The following is a 17,154-nucleotide window of genomic DNA, read 5'->3' on the forward strand; positions in this document are numbered from 1 at the left end:
CCCCGTCGGGTGCGCGGCCCAACAGCGACGAAAGTCCGGGGTATTCACACGCCCCCGGTGTCCGGGGTACGAGCGACCCGCTCGGCGAGGAACTCATCGAGGTGTCGCCAGGTCGTGCCGCGCGCCCTGCGCCCGGTGAGCACGCCGAGATGACCGCCGGGCGCGACCTCGAACCGCACCTGGGGCGCGTTCTCCAGCAGGCCCACCAGCCGCTCCACGGCGGGGCGTGGCGCGATCCCGTCACCCTCGCCCGCGATCACCAGCGCCGGCACCTTCACCCCGGACAGCGAGATGATCCGGCCGCCGAGGTCCACCGTGCCCTCGGCGAGGTCGTTGGCCCGGAAGAACCGGTGGTAGAGCTGCCCGAAGGTACGGCCGGGATACGCGATCATGTTGTCCATGAAGTGGTCGACCGCTTCGATCTGGGCGAGGAAATCCCGGTCGTCCAGATTCTTCAGGATCGCCAACGGTTTGGTGATCTCCTTGTTCAACCCGGTGATCCGGAACACCCTGCTGACCAGATAGGACGGTGCGCCGCCGAGCATCCGGTAGAACGGCGTCAGCAGGTGGCCGCCGGTGAGGTCGACCAGCGGTCGCAGCGGCGCCACCAGCGGGATCGCGGTGAAGTCGAAGGGCGCGGCCACGCTGGCGATCGAGTCCACCGGCAGTTCCGGCTGGTCGGCCGTGGCCAGCAGGGAGAAGATCCCGCCGAGACACCAGGCGACCAGGTGCACCCGCTGCCCACCGGAGTCCTCGCTGACCGCGCGGATCGCTCGCGGCAGCACCTCGTCGATCCAGTGCTCCACACCCAGCCTGCGGTCGGAGAAGGCGACGTTGCCGTAGTCGAGCAGGTAGGTGCGCCGGCCGCCGTCCACGAGGTGCTCGGCAAGGCTGCATCCGCGCCGCAGGTCGAAGCACAGCGCGGGCGCGGCCAGCGGCGGCACCAGCAGCACCGGCGGCCCGGCGGGCGTGGAGCCGGCCGAGGCCATCCGGTACACCGAACGGTTCGGGCCCTGGTCGATCAACACCCTGGGCATCGGCCGCAGGTCGGCCACCCCACCCTGGAACACCTTGCCCACGACATTGGCCGTAGCCGCGGCGAACCGCGCCGGTGGTGCTGCCATGTCCCCGCCTCCTCGATCGCGAACCCGGTCAGTGCGGCATCCTGCCTTGTGCTGATCGACTACTCAAGGAGCTGACCAGGGCAAGCACCCGGCAAGCGACCACTCGGAGTCCACAAGAGACAGTACTAGGTCCGCTCCTCCGAACCCGCGCCCGGCGCGCTCTCCGCCGCCCGCGCCTCGTAGTCCGCCCGCGCGCTGGAGTGCGTGGCCGAGGCGAGCACCTGGTCCCCACCGAGCGTGCGCACGAGCCACTCACCGAAGGAGCGGGGCAGCAGCCGGGTGACCCGGCCGAGCGCGTCCAGCGATTTCGGCACATACACGTCGAACCGGGGCCGCTCCAGGGCATCCACGATGGCCGCGGCGACCTCCTCCGGGGACACCGATTTGATCATCTTGGCTTCCTTGAGACCGCTGGCCAGCTCGGTGCGCACGATCGCGGGCAGCACGCAGGAGACATCCACCCCGGTTCCGTGCAGTTCGAGGTGCACCGCCTCGGAGAGGCCGACCACACCGTGTTTGGTGGCGCAGTAGGTGGCACCGCCGGGGAAACCCGCCTTGCCCGCCATTGAGGCGACGTTCACGATGTGCCCGCTGCGCCGCGGCCGCATCCGCTGGACGGCCTCCCTGGTGCCGTGGATCACCGCGTGCAGGTTGATCTCCAGCTGCCTGCGAGTGGAGGCGTCGTCCTCTTCCTCCAGTGCCGCGAGCGGCATGATCCCGGCGTTGTTGATCAGCACGTCGATCGGCCCGAGCCGGTGTTCGACCTCGTCGAGGAAGGCCGTGAAGCCCCGGGTGTCAGTGACATCGAGGGGCAGCGCGATGGTGTCCGGGCCGAGCTCGGCCGCCGCCTTCTCGGCCCGTACCAGGTCCAGGTCGCCGATGGCCACCCGCGCGCCCCGGCGGACCAGCGCGCCGACCGTCGTCGCCCCGATCCCCTGCGCCCCGCCGGTGACCACGATCACCTTGCCCCGCAACGTCCGCGGCTGCCTGCCCATGTCCGGCTCCTCTCAGCGACTGTGCTGCGACCGACTCGTGTTGACGTGTTGTCAACTAATGCCTGTCATGGTGCACCGGATCGCCCGGCGGCGCCAGAGCGGCCCGGTCACCGCACCCGTTGCTCGAGGAGCTGCCCCGGCCAGCCGCGATAGTCGAACCGCTCGGTCGGAGTAAAGCCCTGCCCGGTGTAGTAGCGCACCAGGCTGCCGTCGCCGCCCGCCCAGCAGTCCACCCGCAACAGGCCGAGCCCGCGGGCGCGGGCGACCTCCCTGGCGTGGTCCAGCAGCGTGCCGCCGACGCCCTTGCCGCCGTGGCCGCCCGCGGTGAGCAGGAGGTTGACGTACAGCTCGGGCTCGGCGGGCGGCGGTATGTGGTCCGGGCACCACTCGGTGACCAGCAGGGCGCCGGCGGGCTCGCCGTCGAACTCGGCGATCCACAGCCCCGGCCGGTCCGCCATCTCGCGCACCCGCTCGACCTTGGCCGGGTCGGCCGACCAGGGCTCGGTCCCCCACTGGCCCCCGCCACCCCTGCGCACCTGCCAGGCCACCGCGTCGTCGAACATCCGCAGCAGCGTGCCCGCGTCGTCCGTGGAGCCCGCACGAATGGCCGGAGCGTTCATGGAACAGTGAGGACACGGGGGCCGTCCGCGGTGATCGCCACGGTGTGCTCGGCATGCGCGGCCCTGCTGCCGTCCGCGGTGTGCATCGTCCAGCCGTCCTCGGCCGTCCGGTAGTCGTCCCGGCCGCCGGCGGTGAGCATCGGCTCGATCGCGAGCACCATCCCCTCGCGCAGTCGCATCCCGCGCCCCGGGCTGCCCTCGTTGGGCACGTGCGGGGCCTCGTGCATCGCGCGGCCGATCCCGTGCCCACCGTGGTCCGCCACCAGGCCGTACCCCGCCGCACGCCCGATCTCGCCGATCGCGTGGCCGAGGTCGCCCAACCGCGCCCCCGGCACGGCGGCCGCGATCCCGGCGGCGAGCGCGCGTTCCGTGGTGGCGATCAGGTCGAGGTCCCGCTCGTCCGGAGTGCCGACCACGAAGCTCATCGCGGCATCCCCGTGCCAGCCGTCCACCTCGGCGCCGAAGTCGATGCTGAGCAGGTCGCCGTCACGCAACCGGTAGCCGGTGGGGACGCCGTGCACCACGGCATCGTTCACGCTGGTGCACAGCACGGCGGGATACGGCGCCGGGGCGGACCGCGGGTGGTAGTGCAGGAAGGACGACTTCGCCCCCTCCACACGCAGCACCTGCGCCGCAATCTCGTCCAGTTCCCGCAGGGACGTCCCGACCTCGGCGCCCTCCCGTGCGGCCCGCAGCGCATCGGCGACCACCTTGCCCGCCGCCCGCATGACCGCCAGCTCACCCTCGGTCTTCAACTCGATCAGCACAACACACCTCCTGTGATATCTATACCGGTATAATTATCACAGGTAGGTACTCGCCCGCACCCCGACCCAAAATGCCCTGAACGTGGCGTTTGAGACGTCAGATGTCCCAATAGTGCCGTTCGCGGCGTCCAACGTCCGGAAAGCCACGTTCAGGGCCTTGGATGGGGTTAGGGGAGGCCGAGTTCGCGCGCGATGAGCATGCGCTGGACCTCGCTGGTGCCCTCGCCGACCTCGAGGATCTTCGCGTCCCGGTAGAAGCGGCCGACCGGGAACTCGTTCATAAAGCCGTAGCCGCCGAATATCTGGGTCGCCTCGCGGGCGTTGTCCATCGCGGCGTTCGACGAGGCCAGCTTGGCGATCGCGGCCTCCTTCTTGAACCGCTCGCCGCGCAGCATCCGCGCCGCGGCCTGGTAGTAGGCCAGCCGGGCGGTATGCGCGCGCAGCTCCATATCGGCGATCTTGAACTGGATCGCCTGGTACTCCCCGATCGGCCTGCCGAACGCCTCCCGCTCGCCGACGTAGCGCAGGCACTCGTCCACGCAGCCCTGGGCGAGGCCGACACCCAGCGCGGCGATCGCGATCCGGCCCTCGTCAAGGATGGAGAGGAACTGGGCGTAGCCGCGGCCCCGCTCACCGAGCAGGTTCGCCTCCGGCACCCGGCAGTCGTCGAAGGACAGCTCGTGCGTGTCCGAGGCGTTCCAGCCGACCTTGGAGTACTTCGGCGCCACGGTGAATCCCGGGGTACCGGACGGCACGATGAAGGTGGAGATGTCCTTGCCACCGTCCGCGCGCTGCCCGGTCACGGCGGTGACGGTGACCAGGCGGGTGATGTCGGTGCCGGAGTTGGTGATGAACGACTTGCTGCCGTTGATCACCCATTCGCCGTCCACCAGCTTCGCCGTGGTGCGGGTGGCACCGGCGTCCGAGCCGCCGCCGGGTTCGGTCAGCCCGAAGGAGCCCAGCGCCTCGCCGGAGCACAGCGCGGGCAGCCACTCCCGCTTCTGCTCCTCGGTACCGAAGCGGTGGATCGGCATCGCGCCCAGGGACACCCCGGCCTCCAGGGTGATCGCCACCGAGGAGTCCACCCGCCCGAGTTCCTCCAGCGCCAGGCACAGCGCGAAGTAGTCCCCGCCCATGCCGCCGTACTCCTCGGGGAAGGGCAGGCCGAAAAGACCCATACCGGCCATTGTGGACACCAGGTCGTACGGGAACTCCTCGCGCTCGTAGTACCCGCCGATCACCGGAGCCACCTCGGACCGCGCGAACTCCCGTACCGTCTCGCGCAGTGCCTCGTACTCGTCGTCCAGCCGGAAATCGATCATCACTTCTCCTCGGGTGGGGTTACCACGGCAAGCGGTTCGTCCAGCGCGACCTGTTGGCCCGCATGGACATGCAGTGCGCTGACCACGCCGTCCACCGGCGCGGTGATGGTGTGCTCCATCTTCATCGCCTCCACCACGAGCAGCGAAGCCCCGGCGCTCACCTGCTCGCCCTCGGCGACCTTGACCACCAGCACCGTGCCGGGCATGGGGCTGGTGAGCCGCCCGGTCCCCGCTGCCTCGCCCTGGGTGGCGAGCAGCCGCGGCCACTCCCCGACCAGGACGCAATGCCCTTCCCTGGCCAGCCACAGCCCCTGCGCACCCTTCGCCCGCCGGTAGCGGCGGAACGCCCCCGCGTAGCGCAGGTCGAGGGAATCCCCCGTGCCACTCCAGGAAGCGGACACCGGCGCGGGCCCGGAATCGTCCAGCGTCACCACGGCATCCTCCGGCGGACCCTCGACCCGCAGGACGGCCTCGGTCTCCCCGCAGCGCAGCCGGAACACGACCCCGCCAGGCGCGCCGAGCCGCCAGCCGGTCGGCCGCTCCCAGGGATCGACAATGGAGCCGGTCGGCCGGAGGGTGAGTAGCTGGTCCAGCGCGGCCGCGACGAAGAACTCCTCTTGAACGCCGTCGCCGACCAGCGCACCGATCCGGCGTTCCACCAGGCCGGTGTCCAGCTCACCCGACCGCACCTGCTCGTCGGCGAGCAGCGCGCGCAGGAAGGTGACGTTCGTCGGCACCCCGAGTACGGCGGTCTCGGCCAGCGCGCGGTCCAGCCGGTGCAGCGCCCCCGCCCGGTCCGGGCCCCAAGCGATCACCTTGGCCAGCATCGGGTCGTAGGCGGAGCCGACCACGGTACCCGGCCGCATCCAGGAGTCCACCCGCACGCCGTCACCCGCCGGTTCGGTCAGCGCGAGTACGGTGCCGCCGGTGGGGACGAACCCCTTGGCCGGATCCTCGGCGTAGACCCTGGCCTCCACCGCGTGGCCGTCCAGCCGCACGTCCCGCTGCGCCATGGCCAGCGGTTCGCCCGCCGCGACCCGGACCTGCCACTCCACCAGGTCGAGGCCGGTCACCATCTCGGTCACCGGGTGCTCCACCTGCAGGCGGGTGTTCATCTCCATGAAGAAGAACTCGCTCGCGTCCCTGGCGGAGACGATGAACTCGACCGTCCCGGCGCCGCGGTAGCCGACGGCGCGCGCGGCCTCGACCGCGGCGGAGCCCATCCGGTCCCTGGTCCCGGAGTCCAGCAGGGCCGAGGGTGCCTCCTCGATGATCTTCTGGTGCCGCCGCTGCAGGCTGCACTCCCGCTCACCGAGGTGGATCACGCCGCCGTGCCCGTCGGCGAGCACCTGGATCTCGATATGCCTCGGGGTGGTGACGAACCGCTCCAGCAGCAGGGTGTCGTCCCCGAAGGAGGCCGTGGCCTCCCTGCGCGCCGACTCCACGGCCTCGGCCAGCCCGTCCGGGGCCTCCACCAGCCGCATTCCCTTGCCACCGCCACCCGCCGAGGGCTTGAGCAGCAGCGGATAGCCGACCTCGGCGGCGGCCGCGGCGATCCCGCCCTCCGGAATATCCACATCGGACACACCTGGCACGACCGGCACCCCGGCGGCGGACACCGTGGCTTTGGCCCGGATCTTGTCGCCCATCGCCTCGATCGCCTCGGCCGGCGGGCCGATGAACACCAATCCCGCCTCCGCGCAGGCGCGGGCGAATCCGGCGTTCTCCGCGAGGAAGCCGTAGCCGGGATGCACGGCCTGCGCCCCGGTCTCCCGTGCCGCGGCGACGATCGCCGCGATGTCCAGGTAGCTGCGGGCGGCCTCGGCCGGGCCGATCCGGACCGCGAGGTCAGCCTCGTGCACATGCCGCGCGCCGGAGTCGGCGTCGCTGTAGACCGCGACCGAGCGGATCCCCATCCGCCGCAGGGTGGCGATCACGCGTACCGCGATCTCGCCGCGGTTGGCCACCAGAACCGTGTCGAACATACTCGCTCACATCCGGAAAACGCCGTAGGAAACCGGTTCCAGCGGCGCGTTGGCCGCCACCGAGAGCGCGAGCCCCACCACCGTGCGGGTGTCCGCCGGGTCGATCACCCCGTCGTCCCACAGCCGCGCGGTGGAGTAGTACGGGCTGCCCTGCTCCTCGTACTGGGCGCGGATCGGCTCCTTGAACGCCTCCTCCTCGGCGTTCGGCCACTCCTCGCCGCGCGCCTCGATGGCGTCCCTGCGCACGGCGGACAGCACCGAGGCCGCCTGCTCGCCACCCATCACCGAGATCCGGGCGTTCGGCCACATCCACAGGAACCGGGGCGAGTACGCCCGCCCGCACATCGAGTAGTTGCCCGCGCCGAACGAGCCACCGATGATCACGGTCAGCTTCGGCACCCGCGCGCAGGCTACCGCGGTGACCATCTTCGCGCCGTGCTTGGCGATCCCGCCGGCCTCGTAGTCCTTCCCGACCATGAACCCGGTGATGTTCTGCAGGAACAGCAGCGGGATCGAGCGCTGGTCGCACAGCTCGATGAAGTGCGCACCCTTCATCGCGGATTCGGCGAACAGCACGCCGTTGTTCGCCACGATGCCGACCGGATGGCCGTGTATCTGGGCGAACCCGGTGACCAGCGTGGTCCCGTACTCCTTCTTGAACTCGGCGAACCGGCTGCCGTCCACGATCCTGGCGATCACCTCGCGCACGTCGTAGGGGGTACGCGAGTCGGTGGGCACCATGCCGTAGAGCTGCGCCGGGTCCACCGCGGGCTCCTCGGCGGGCAGCACCTGCCACGGCCGGGGCGCGCGCGAGCCGAGGGTGGACACGATGGAGCGCACGATCCGCAGCGCGTGCGCGTCGTCGGTGGCCAGATGGTCGGTGACCCCGGAGGAGCGGGCGTGCACGTCTCCCCCACCGAGTTCCTCCGCGGTGACCACCTCGCCGGTCGCGGCCTTCACCAGCGGCGGGCCGCCGAGGAAGATCGTGCCCTGCTCGCGCACGATCACCGCCTCATCGCTCATCGCCGGGACGTAGGCACCACCCGCGGTGCAGGAGCCGAGCACCGCGGCGATCTGCGGGATACCGCGCGCGGACATGGTGGCCTGGTTGAAGAAGATGCGGCCGAAGTGCTCGCGGTCCGGGAACACCTCGTCCTGCCGCGGCAGGAACGCTCCGCCGGAGTCCACCAGGTAGACGCACGGCAGGTTGTTGTGCAGCGCGACCTCCTGGGCGCGCAGGTGCTTCTTGACGGTGATCGGGTAGTAGGTGCCGCCCTTCACCGTCGCGTCGTTGGCCACGATCACGCACTCCCGGCCGGACACCCTGCCGATGCCGGTGATGATGCCGGCCGAGGGCGCCTCGTCGGAGTACATGCCGGTCGCGGCGAGCGGGGACAGCTCGAGGAACGGCGACCCGGGGTCGAGCAACGCGTCCACCCGGTCCCGGGGCAGCAGCTTGCCGCGTTCCACATGGCGGGCGCGCGCCTTCTCCGAACCGCCCTGGCGCGCCAGCGCAAGCCGCGCACGCAGGTCCGCGACCAGCTCGGTGTGGGCGGCCTGGTTGCGCGCGTAGGCCTCGGTTCCGGGGTCGGCGGAACTGGCCAGCACCGGCCGGTCCGCCACGCCTCCGGATAGCGTCCCTGACAAAGGCACAGCCTCCCTCGTCCTCCCTGGCTCACCAGCAGGATAAACGGGCAGCCAGGTTAGCAACCGTTAACTCCACTAGGGATGTTAGCGACCGCTAACCTGGCTGTCCACCGGAGGACGGGGGTGAGGGTCAGCCCGTGACGCCGTTCAGCGCGGGCAGGTAGCCGAGCGCCTGCCCCTCCTGGTTCGGGTGGTAGGAATGGTCGATCGGCCAGGTCAGGCTGTGCAGCCACCAGTCAGCGGAACAGATGCCGTGCCCGGCGAACGGGCCGCGCAGGTCCACGAAGGTGAGTCCGGCCGCCGCCACCCGCTGGCTGGTGACCTCGGCCAGCGTGTCGGCGGCGGAGTTGATCGCGGCCCGCTTGGTCTCGCTCAGCCCGACGTTGCAGGAACCGTCGAGTTGGTACAGCCGCGGGTAGCCCAACACGATGATCTCCGCGTTCGGCGCCCGGTCCTGGATCGTGTCGTACACGTTGTCCAGCAGGCCGGGCAGGGTGCCGTGGACGTAGTCCTTGGCCTCGTCGATCCGGTCCAGGCAGGTCTGGTCCGAGCCGAGGGTGCAGGTGGTGATCACGTCCGTGAACCCGGCGTCGTTGCCGCCGACCGAGATCGTGACCAGTGTCGTGCCGGCGTCCAGCCCGCCGAGCTGGTTGTTCAGCACGTCCGGCGTTCGCGCGCCACTGCAGGCGGCGAAGGTGATGTCGGCGCCGTGCGCGTCAGCCCACAGCCGTGGGTAGGCGTTGGCACTGCGCTTGCAGGAACCCGAGTCGCCGTAGTCCCCGGCACCGGTTCCGGATGAGTAGGAGTCACCGAGTGCGACGTAGTCCTCCGCGGCGGCCTCGTGTGCCACAGCCGGGGTGGACACGCCGAGCAGCGCCAGTACGGCGACCGAGATCAGGACGAGGGATCTGTTTCCGGGCAGTCGTGATCGTGCAGGGAGCGGCCTCATTGACGACCCTTTCGATGAAGCGGTCAAGCCTGGAGGGTTATTCAGAACGACCCGGCGACCGCGGGCCGCCAGGCCCGTGTGAGCGGTCGTTGCAGGTCAGCGCATTGGTGACACACGCTACGGACCTGAATAACCCGACATTTGAACAGATACCTGGATAGAAATACCAGTTGATTCGTCGGCAAGAAAGGATCCGCCACCGCCATAACCCACTTGGTGCAGAACTTACGTCGTAACGGCCGTAGCCAGGGTCACTACCCGCTCCGGCGTGCGCGGTAGCGAGGTGTTAGCGATCGCTAACCACAACCTCTAGGATGAGGCGATGCCATCGCATCCCGACCCACTCGTCAACGGCGAGAAGGCGAGCCGCCGCGAGCAGATCCTGGCCGCCGCGGCCGAGCTGTTCGCCCGGCACGGTTTTCACGGGGTGGGGATCGACGACATCGGCGCGGCGGTCGGGATCTCCGGGCCCGCGCTGTACCGGCATTTCCGGAGCAAGGACGCCATGCTCGGCGAGATGCTGAGCTCGATCAGCCAGTTCCTGCTCGACGGCGGCAAGGCCAGAACCGAGCAGGCGGGCGCGGCCAAGAACACGCTGGTCGAACTCGTCCGGTTCCACGTGGACTTCGCCCTGCGCCACCCGGCGCTGATCACGGTGCAGGAACGCAACCTGGCCAACCTCACCGACCCCGACCGCAAGCAGGTGCGCGCGTTGCAACGGCGGTACGTCGAGGTATGGGTGGAGGCCATCCAGTCCGCGGTGCATGGCCTGGACGAGGCGCGCGCCCGCTCCGCGGCCCATGCGGTGTTCGGGCTGATCAACTCGACGCCGCACAGCAGGCACCTGCCGGACGAGGAGCTGGCCGGGCTGCTCGGGCGGCTGGCGCTGGGGGCCCTGCACGCGGCGCGCTAGCTCGTGTCGCGGCAGCGCGCCGAGCAGCACCTGGCCCACTCATCTTCTCACCCCGGGTCCTAGCAGATCGACTCGCGACGGACGGCCGGGCCTGTGGCCATGTCACCGGCGCCGGCACTGGTGTTTGATAGGCACGTGCAGCCCCACCACAGCGAGGAAGAACCGCGACTCGTCCGGAAAGCGCAACGCGCGCTGCTCGCCATGCGGCTCGGCCAGGACGCCGAGGCGCTCCAGCAGGTCGCCCCTTCGGCGACCGAGCCGGCGAGCCGGTCGGCCGAGACGCGGGAGCTGATGCTGTTGCTGTTCGGCGAATGCAGCGCGATGGTGGCAGCCCTCAGCGACGGCGGAACCGCTCCGGTCAAGGTCCAGGTGTTCGACTCCGAAGGCGCGGAGGTGTCCATCGACCAGGCCGAGCCGCCGGTCCGCACGGCCGTGCGGACGCTGCTGGCCGAGGTGCACGGCAACACCGAGGCCGCCGCGGAGCAGGTCGAGATCGCCCTGGCCAACGCCGCACCGGATGAGGTCGACAGCCTGCTGCTGCAGGCGCTGCGCTGGACGATCCGGCTGTCCACCGAGTGCCTGGAACGGGAGCTGCCGGTCACCGAGTGGATCGCCGAAGCTCTCGCGGACTGAACGGGGTGCCGAGAACGGATCGAGGGGTCCTGGTCGACGGCCCCGCGGGCGAGTGCGCACGCCGTAGCGCCCACGCCGTACCGCACCGGGCGTAGGTCCGGATGCCGCCTGCGGCACGACGACGCGGCCCCACCCATCGGCCGATCCTGGGATCCATCGGGGACACGGTGGATCCGGTGTCTTACTCAAAAGTCGGGTTATTCAGGTTCGTAGCGTGCGTCGCCAATGCTGTCACCTGCAACGACCGCTCGCACGGGCCTGGCGGCCCGCGGTCACCGGGTCGTTCTGAACAACCCTCTCGGGAGGCGGCATGGCATGGCGGTTGCGGCGGCGCGGGCGGCGGTGGCTGCTGTTCGCGCACGTGGTCGGCTCGGTGGGCTGGATCGGGGTCGAGGTGTCCATCCTCGGCCTCGGCGTGCTCGGCCTGACCAGCACGGATCCGGCGACGATCAGCAGCAGCCAGATCGCCGCCGGCTGGCTCGGCGGGACCTTCTACTTCCCGGCCAGCCTGCTGGCGCTGGGGACCGGGGTGTTGCTCGGCCTCGGCACCAGGTGGGGGCTGGTGCGGCACTACTGGGTGCTGGCGAAGTTGGTGCTGACGGTGGCGCTGTTCCTCGGCGGGAACCTGGCGGTCGTGCCCGAGTTCGTCGAGGGAGCGCGGGCCGCGGCCCGCGGCGAGCTCGGCGATGGCCAGGTGATCGTGGTGACCGCGATGAGCGCGGGGCTGACCCTGCTGCTCACCGCCACCCTGTTGTCCGTTTTCACCCCGTGGGGTAAGTCCCGCTGGCATCCGGACCGGCGGCGGCGTCGTGACCCGGCCGGGGTCGGCGCCGGCGGGTAGGCTACCGGCCGATGGGCTCCCTGCGCAGTGTGGTCGATCGCGTCGGCCCCACCCTGCTGCACGCGGTGTACCTGCCGGAGCGGGGTCCGTCGGTGGCCGACGTGGTGATCGCCGAGCCGGGTTCGCCCGGGCACCTCGCGGCGGGCGACCTGGTGCTCGCGGTGGCGGTGACCGAGCAGGCCCAGGCCGTCGACCTGCTCCGGCACAGCGCGGAGCGGGGCGCGGCGGCGGTGCTGCTCAAGCAACCGCTGGCCGAGGCACAGCCGATCCGGCGCGCGGCCAGAACCGCGGCAATCGGGTTGGTCGGCGTCCGTGCGGCCACCTCCTGGGCGCAGCTGGTGTGGCTGCTGCGCACGGTGCTGGACGCGATCACCGACGAGTCGGAGTCCCTGGACGAGGGCGCGGGCCCGGGGGCGGGGGACCTCTTCCGGCTGGCCGACGCGGTCGCCTCGGTGGTGGACGCCCCGGTCACCATCGAGGACACCAACTCCAGGGTGCTGGCGTACTCCGCGCGGCAGGACCTCACCGACCCGGCCAGGGTGTCCACCATCATGGGCCGGCGCATCCCGGACGACGTGCTGGCGAAGTTCCGCTCGCGGGGCGTGTTCCGGGACCTGTCCCGTGGCAGGCAGACCATCTTCGTGCCCGCCCAGCGGGACGGCACGCTGCCGAGGCTGATCGTGCCGATCCGGATGGGCGGCGAGTTGCTCGGCTCGATGTGGGCCGTGGTGTCCGGGCCGGTCTCCGAGGAGCGGTCCGCCGCCTTCGCCGATGCCGCCCCGGTGGTCGCCCTGCACCTGCTGCGCCGGCGAGCGCACGCGGACGCGCAGCGCCGGGCCTCGGCGGAGTTGCTGCGCGCGGTCCTGCAGGGCAAGGCGAGCCCGCGCACCGCCATGGCCGAACTCGACCTCTCCGAGGGGCCGCACCGGGTGGTGGTCATCGACACCGCGGGCGGGGACACCCCCGGCGGCGAAGGGCTGCGGCTGGCTTTGCTGGAACGGATCTCCCAGGGCATCGGCCGCAGGCCGGTCGCGGCCGACCTCGGCGGGCTGCTGTACGCGGTGGTGCCGGACGACGGCGGTCCCGGCGGCTGGCCCGAGCTGCGCGAGGCGTTGGCCGCCACCTCGGCGGGGGACGAGGACGAGCTGCGGGTGGCCGCGGGCGGCGCGGTCGAGCTCGGCGAGCTGGCGACCTCCCGGGCGCAGGCGGAGGAGACCCTCGGCCTGCAGCGCACCGGGATCGTCGCGGGCAGGGTCGCCGGGTTCGACGAGGTATGGACCGCACTCACCCTGCACCGCGCGGCCACGGCGGCGGGCGACGCGGGGGTGACCGAGCTGGGGCCGCTCGCCGCCATCCGGGAGCGGGACGAGTCCGGCGGCACCGGCTATATGGACACCCTGTACGAGTGGCTGCGGCATCCCGGCGATCCGCGAGCGGCGGCCCGTTCCCTGAGTATTCACCCGAATACCTTGCGTTACCGCATGCGCAAGCTGCTCGAGCTGGTACCCCTCGACCTCGACGACCCGGACGTCCGCCTGGCCCTGCTGACCCAGCTCGTCACCACTCGCTGGTCCTGACTGTCACCGTGGCATCATGGTGGACGGGGAAGATTGTTGTGATGGCACGATGACACCGCCGTCCGGGTGGTTCACCGTGGGCAGCGACACCCCAGAGTTCGTCAGGAGACAACCGTGCGTATCGCCGTCCCTCGGGAGATCAAGAAGCACGAGTACCGCGTCGCGCTGACGCCGGCCGGAGTGCACGAGCTGACCCGCCGTGGCCACGACGTGTTCATCGAGACCGGCGCGGGCGTCGGTTCCTCGATCAGCGATGAGGAGTACCTGTCCGCGGGCGCGAAGGTACTCGCCACGGCCGAGGACACCTGGGCCGAGGGCGAGCTGGTCCTGAAGGTCAAGGAACCGGTCGCGGAGGAGTATCCGCGGTTGCGCGCGGACCAGGTGCTGTTCACCTACCTGCATCTCGCCGCCGACCGCGCGCTGACCGAGGCGCTGCTGTCCGCGGGCACCACCGCGATCGCCTACGAGACGGTGCAGACGCCCGACGGCGCGCTCCCGCTGCTCGCGCCGATGTCGGAGGTCGCGGGCAGGCTCGCCGCCCAGGTCGGCGCGCACTCGTTGCTGAAGCCGAGCGGCGGCCGTGGCGTGCTGCCCGGCGGCATCCCCGGCGTGCACCCGGCCAGGGTGGTGGTGATCGGTGGCGGGGTCGCCGGCCTGAACGCCGCACGGATCGCGCTGGGCCTCGGCGCGGACGTCGAGGTACTGGACACCAATGTCGACCGGCTGCGCCAGCTGGACAACGACTTCAACGGCCGGATTCGCACGGTTACCTCCAACTCGCTGTCGCTGGAGGAAGCCGTGATCGAGGCCGACCTGGTCGTGGGCGCGGTGCTGGTGCCGGGCGCGAAGGCCCCCAAGCTGGTCTCCAACGAGCTGGTCAGCCGGATGAAGCCGGGCAGCGTCCTGGTGGACATCTCGATCGACCAGGGTGGCTGCTTCGCCGACTCCCGCCCGACCACCCATGACGAGCCGACCTACCGGGTGCACGACTCGGTGTTCTACTGCGTGGCGAACATGCCGGGCGCGGTGCCGCGGACCTCCACCTACGGCCTCACCAACGTGACCCTGCCGTACGCGGTGCAGCTTGCCGAGCACGGCTGGAAGGCCGCGCTGGAGGCCAACCCAAGCCTGGCCAAGGGCCTGAACACGCACGCGGGCGCGCTGGCCAACGAGCCGGTGGCACAGGCGCACGGCCTGACCTACACCCCGGTGAACTAGGCACCCACGAAAAGGGCCGGTGAGCATCCCAGCTCACCGGCCCTTTTCATATGTCCACCGGCGGAAACCACTCCCGAGCTGGTCCCGCCAACGCGCCCACCCTGCCAAGGTGAGGAACCCGCACCGTGGGGGGTGTGGGGGGCATGGGGGGCTCGGCCCCCACAGCGAAACGGGACACTGGGAGCTCGCCGCCAGGCGAGCGACTAGCAAAGGGGCGGCCCGCTCAACCAGCCTGGGGGTCACTGGGAGCGGGCCGCCGAGTTCCATTCTAAGCAGTAACCGCCGGAGTTCGCTCGTCGGGGACCCAAACTTACCCAGATTTTTTCGTGCTCTGCGCCTCACACGGAAGGCGATCCGGATAACTTGTCGCCGTATCCACCCGCACCCGGACAAAACTTGGTGAACATCAGGTATGTCCGGATAATTTTCAAGACGGTGTGTGGTGAACGTCGCGGTCGCGAGACACGCCGGGGAACCGGAGGTGGGCATCGTCCGTCCAAGGACGCCGTGCGGCAGGATGGCGCACGTTCGATCAGCGATGGAGAGCGAGGGGGTAGGTATGCACGACGGCAGTGGCCGGATAGTGGTGCAGAACCTCACCAAGCAGTTCGGAGCCGTCACAGCGGTGCAGAACCTCAGCTTCACGGTGGAGCCGGGCTCGGTCACCGGCTTCCTGGGGCCCAACGGGGCGGGCAAGACGACGGCCCTGCGGATGCTGCTCGGCCTCGTCACCCCCACCGCGGGCGTCGCGACGGTGAACGGGCGACCGCACGACCAGCTGGGCAACCCGGCGACGGTGGTCGGGTCGGTGCTGGAGAACGAGGGCTTCCACCCCAAGCGCACGGCGCGCAACCACCTGCTGGTCTACGCCGCCGCGGTCGGGGTGCCGGACCAGCGGGTCGAGCAGGTGCTCGGGCTGGTCGGGCTCACCCCCGCGGCCAACCGCAAGGCGGGCGGGTTCTCGCTCGGCATGCGCCAGCGGCTCGCGCTGGCGACGGCACTGCTCGGTGACCCCCAGGTGCTCGTGCTGGACGAGCCGGCCAACGGCCTGGACCCGGAGGGCATCGCCTGGCTGCGGACCTTCCTGCGGTCCTACGCCCAGCAGGGGCGCACGGTGCTGGTGTCCAGTCACCTGCTGGCCGAGGTGGAGCAGACCATCGACCAGGTGGTGATCATCAGCCACGGGATGACCAGGTACTACGGCTCGCTCGACCAGCTGCGCGGCAGCCAGCAGTCCAGGGTGCTGGTGCAGCCCGCCGACGCGAACGCTCTGGTCACCGCGTTGCGGGAGAACGGGTTCAACCAGGTCGAGCCGACCCAGGACGGCCGGGTGGCGGTGACCGGGGCCACCACCCAGCAGATCGGCGACCTGGCATCGAAGGCCGGGATCGCGGTGTACGGGATGCAGGAGGAGCGTGCCGATCTCGAGCGGCTGTTCTTCCAACTGACCAGCGGCCAGTACGCCGGTTCGCAACTCCCACAGACCCCGCAGTACCAGCAGTACCAGCAGCCACCGCCGCCGCAGGGCGGCTGGGGTGGCCCACCACCCGGCGGGCAGCCGCCGCAGCAACAGGGTTACCAGCAAGGTTGGGGAGGTCCGCGCTGATGGGCCGGTTGATCAAGGCCGAGTTCCGCAAGACGCTCACGCTGAACACCTGGTGGGTGCTGATCATCCCGCTGGTCCTGGTGGCGTTCTGGATGTCCTACGGCTGGGGATCGGCCACCAACGACTTCGTCGACTACATCGGCAGCGGCACGGCCGCCGAGATCGCCGCGGCCATCGGCCTCGACCCCGGTGAGTTCCCGGTCGGCCTGCTGGCGATCGCGCACGGGGTGAACATCGCGCAGCTCATCCCGGCGATCTTCGGGGTGTTCGCGCTGGCAGGTGAGTACCGGAACAAGACGATCACCACCACGTTCCTGACCGCGCCGAACCGGGTGTCCGCGCTCAGCGCGAAGATGATCACCTACATCGTCTGGGGCGCGATGTACGGCGTGCTCAGCTTCGGGGTCGCCGCGCTGGCCACCCTGGCGACGGTGGACGGGGACCGGCTGCCCAGCGGAGGGCAGTGGCTGGCCGCGCTCGGCGGCACCATCCTCGCCTACGTCCTGGTGACGCTGTTCGGGATCGGCGTCGGCGCGGTGCTGAACAAGGTCACCCTGGCGGTGATCCTGCTGCTGGGCTACATGCTGGTGCTGGAGAACGTCCTGGTGCTGCTGCTGTGGAGCACCACCGACGTGCTCGGCGGTATCCTGCCCAACGGCACGGCGAACGGGATCGTCGGCGGGATCGCGGCGGACGCCTTCAAGCTGGACTCGCTGAACCTGCCGGACAACGTCGACAACATGGACAAGCTGGGGCTGCAGCTCGCGGCCGGCGCTCCCGGTGTGTTCTCCTGGTGGGCCTCCGCGTTGATCTTCTTCGCCTGGACGATGGTCTTCTTCGCCGGCGCCTGGGCCGCCAACCAGCGCAGGGACATCACCTGAGAGCCTGTTCCTGAACCGGACTCGGGTACCCGAGGCGAGCGGAAGAACGCGCCCGCCCGTCTCCCACCACCACCCA

At 70.5% G+C, this 17,154-nt stretch carries 15 protein-coding genes; 7 read left to right on the forward strand and 8 right to left on the reverse strand.

The genetic code is table 11. The features are described 5' to 3' along the window. Positions 1-44 precede the first annotated feature (44 nt). The 8 genes from FB471_RS11070 to FB471_RS11105 form a co-directional block, all read right to left on the reverse strand. Positions 45-1,124, reverse strand: coding sequence for an alpha/beta fold hydrolase (locus FB471_RS11070; protein ID WP_141997534.1), 1,080 nt, complete (start codon positions 1,122-1,124; stop codon positions 45-47). 125 nt (positions 1,125-1,249) lie between these two features. Then, complete coding sequence (locus FB471_RS11075) at positions 1,250-2,119, reverse strand: SDR family oxidoreductase (protein WP_141997536.1); 870 nt, start codon at positions 2,117-2,119, stop codon at positions 1,250-1,252. A gap of 107 nt (positions 2,120-2,226) precedes the next feature. After that, on the reverse strand, positions 2,227-2,739 hold the full coding sequence (locus FB471_RS11080; protein ID WP_141997538.1) for a GNAT family N-acetyltransferase: 513 nt from the start codon (positions 2,737-2,739) through the stop codon (positions 2,227-2,229). Next, positions 2,736-3,503: a type I methionyl aminopeptidase gene (map, locus tag FB471_RS11085; protein ID WP_142001764.1), complete on the reverse strand. Its 768-nt coding sequence runs from the start codon at positions 3,501-3,503 to the stop codon at positions 2,736-2,738. Before map ends, FB471_RS11080 begins: the two co-directional genes overlap by 4 nt. 170 nt (positions 3,504-3,673) lie before the next feature. Then, entirely contained in the window at positions 3,674-4,828 is a 1,155-nt protein-coding gene (locus FB471_RS11090) for an acyl-CoA dehydrogenase family protein (RefSeq protein WP_141997540.1), read from the reverse strand. After that, positions 4,828-6,813, reverse strand: a complete 1,986-nt coding sequence (locus FB471_RS11095; RefSeq protein ID WP_141997542.1) for an acetyl/propionyl/methylcrotonyl-CoA carboxylase subunit alpha — start codon at positions 6,811-6,813, stop codon at positions 4,828-4,830. Before FB471_RS11095 ends, FB471_RS11090 begins: the two co-directional genes overlap by 1 nt. A gap of 6 nt (positions 6,814-6,819) precedes the next feature. Further along, positions 6,820-8,436: a carboxyl transferase domain-containing protein gene (locus FB471_RS11100; protein WP_141997544.1), complete on the reverse strand. Its 1,617-nt coding sequence runs from the start codon at positions 8,434-8,436 to the stop codon at positions 6,820-6,822. A 154-nt stretch (positions 8,437-8,590) separates the two neighbouring features. After that, positions 8,591-9,409: an SGNH/GDSL hydrolase family protein gene (locus FB471_RS11105; protein ID WP_141997546.1), complete on the reverse strand. Its 819-nt coding sequence runs from the start codon at positions 9,407-9,409 to the stop codon at positions 8,591-8,593. A gap of 322 nt (positions 9,410-9,731) precedes the next feature. On the opposite strand from FB471_RS11105, the gene FB471_RS11110 reads away from it, so the two are divergent. The 7 genes from FB471_RS11110 (at position 9,732) to FB471_RS11140 (ending at position 17,078) form a co-directional block, all read left to right on the forward strand. After that, positions 9,732-10,322, forward strand: a complete 591-nt coding sequence (locus FB471_RS11110) for an SACE_7040 family transcriptional regulator (RefSeq protein ID WP_141997548.1) — start codon at positions 9,732-9,734, stop codon at positions 10,320-10,322. 135 nt (positions 10,323-10,457) lie between these two features. After that, positions 10,458-10,955, forward strand: coding sequence for a hypothetical protein (locus FB471_RS11115; RefSeq protein ID WP_246076346.1), 498 nt, complete (start codon positions 10,458-10,460; stop codon positions 10,953-10,955). Between the two features lie 310 nt (positions 10,956-11,265). Then, entirely contained in the window at positions 11,266-11,796 is a 531-nt protein-coding gene (locus tag FB471_RS11120) for a hypothetical protein (RefSeq protein WP_141997552.1), read from the forward strand. 11 nt (positions 11,797-11,807) lie between these two features. Beyond that, the gene (locus FB471_RS11125; protein WP_141997554.1) at positions 11,808-13,373 is read left to right on the forward strand and encodes a PucR family transcriptional regulator; all 1,566 of its coding nucleotides are present in this window, start codon (positions 11,808-11,810) and stop codon (positions 13,371-13,373) included. Positions 13,374-13,487: 114 nt separating this feature from the next. Next, on the forward strand, positions 13,488-14,591 hold the full coding sequence (gene ald, locus FB471_RS11130; protein ID WP_141997556.1) for an alanine dehydrogenase: 1,104 nt from the start codon (positions 13,488-13,490) through the stop codon (positions 14,589-14,591). 559 nt (positions 14,592-15,150) lie between these two features. Beyond that, positions 15,151-16,197, forward strand: coding sequence for an ABC transporter ATP-binding protein (locus FB471_RS11135; RefSeq protein ID WP_141997558.1), 1,047 nt, complete (start codon positions 15,151-15,153; stop codon positions 16,195-16,197). Continuing rightward, the gene (locus FB471_RS11140) at positions 16,197-17,078 is read left to right on the forward strand and encodes an ABC transporter permease subunit (RefSeq protein WP_141997560.1); all 882 of its coding nucleotides are present in this window, start codon (positions 16,197-16,199) and stop codon (positions 17,076-17,078) included. Before FB471_RS11135 ends, FB471_RS11140 begins: the two co-directional genes overlap by 1 nt. Positions 17,079-17,154: the final 76 nt, after the last annotated feature.

Origin of the sequence: Amycolatopsis cihanbeyliensis, assembly GCF_006715045.1 — a bacterium.
GTDB lineage: Bacteria > Actinomycetota > Actinomycetes > Mycobacteriales > Pseudonocardiaceae > Amycolatopsis > Amycolatopsis cihanbeyliensis.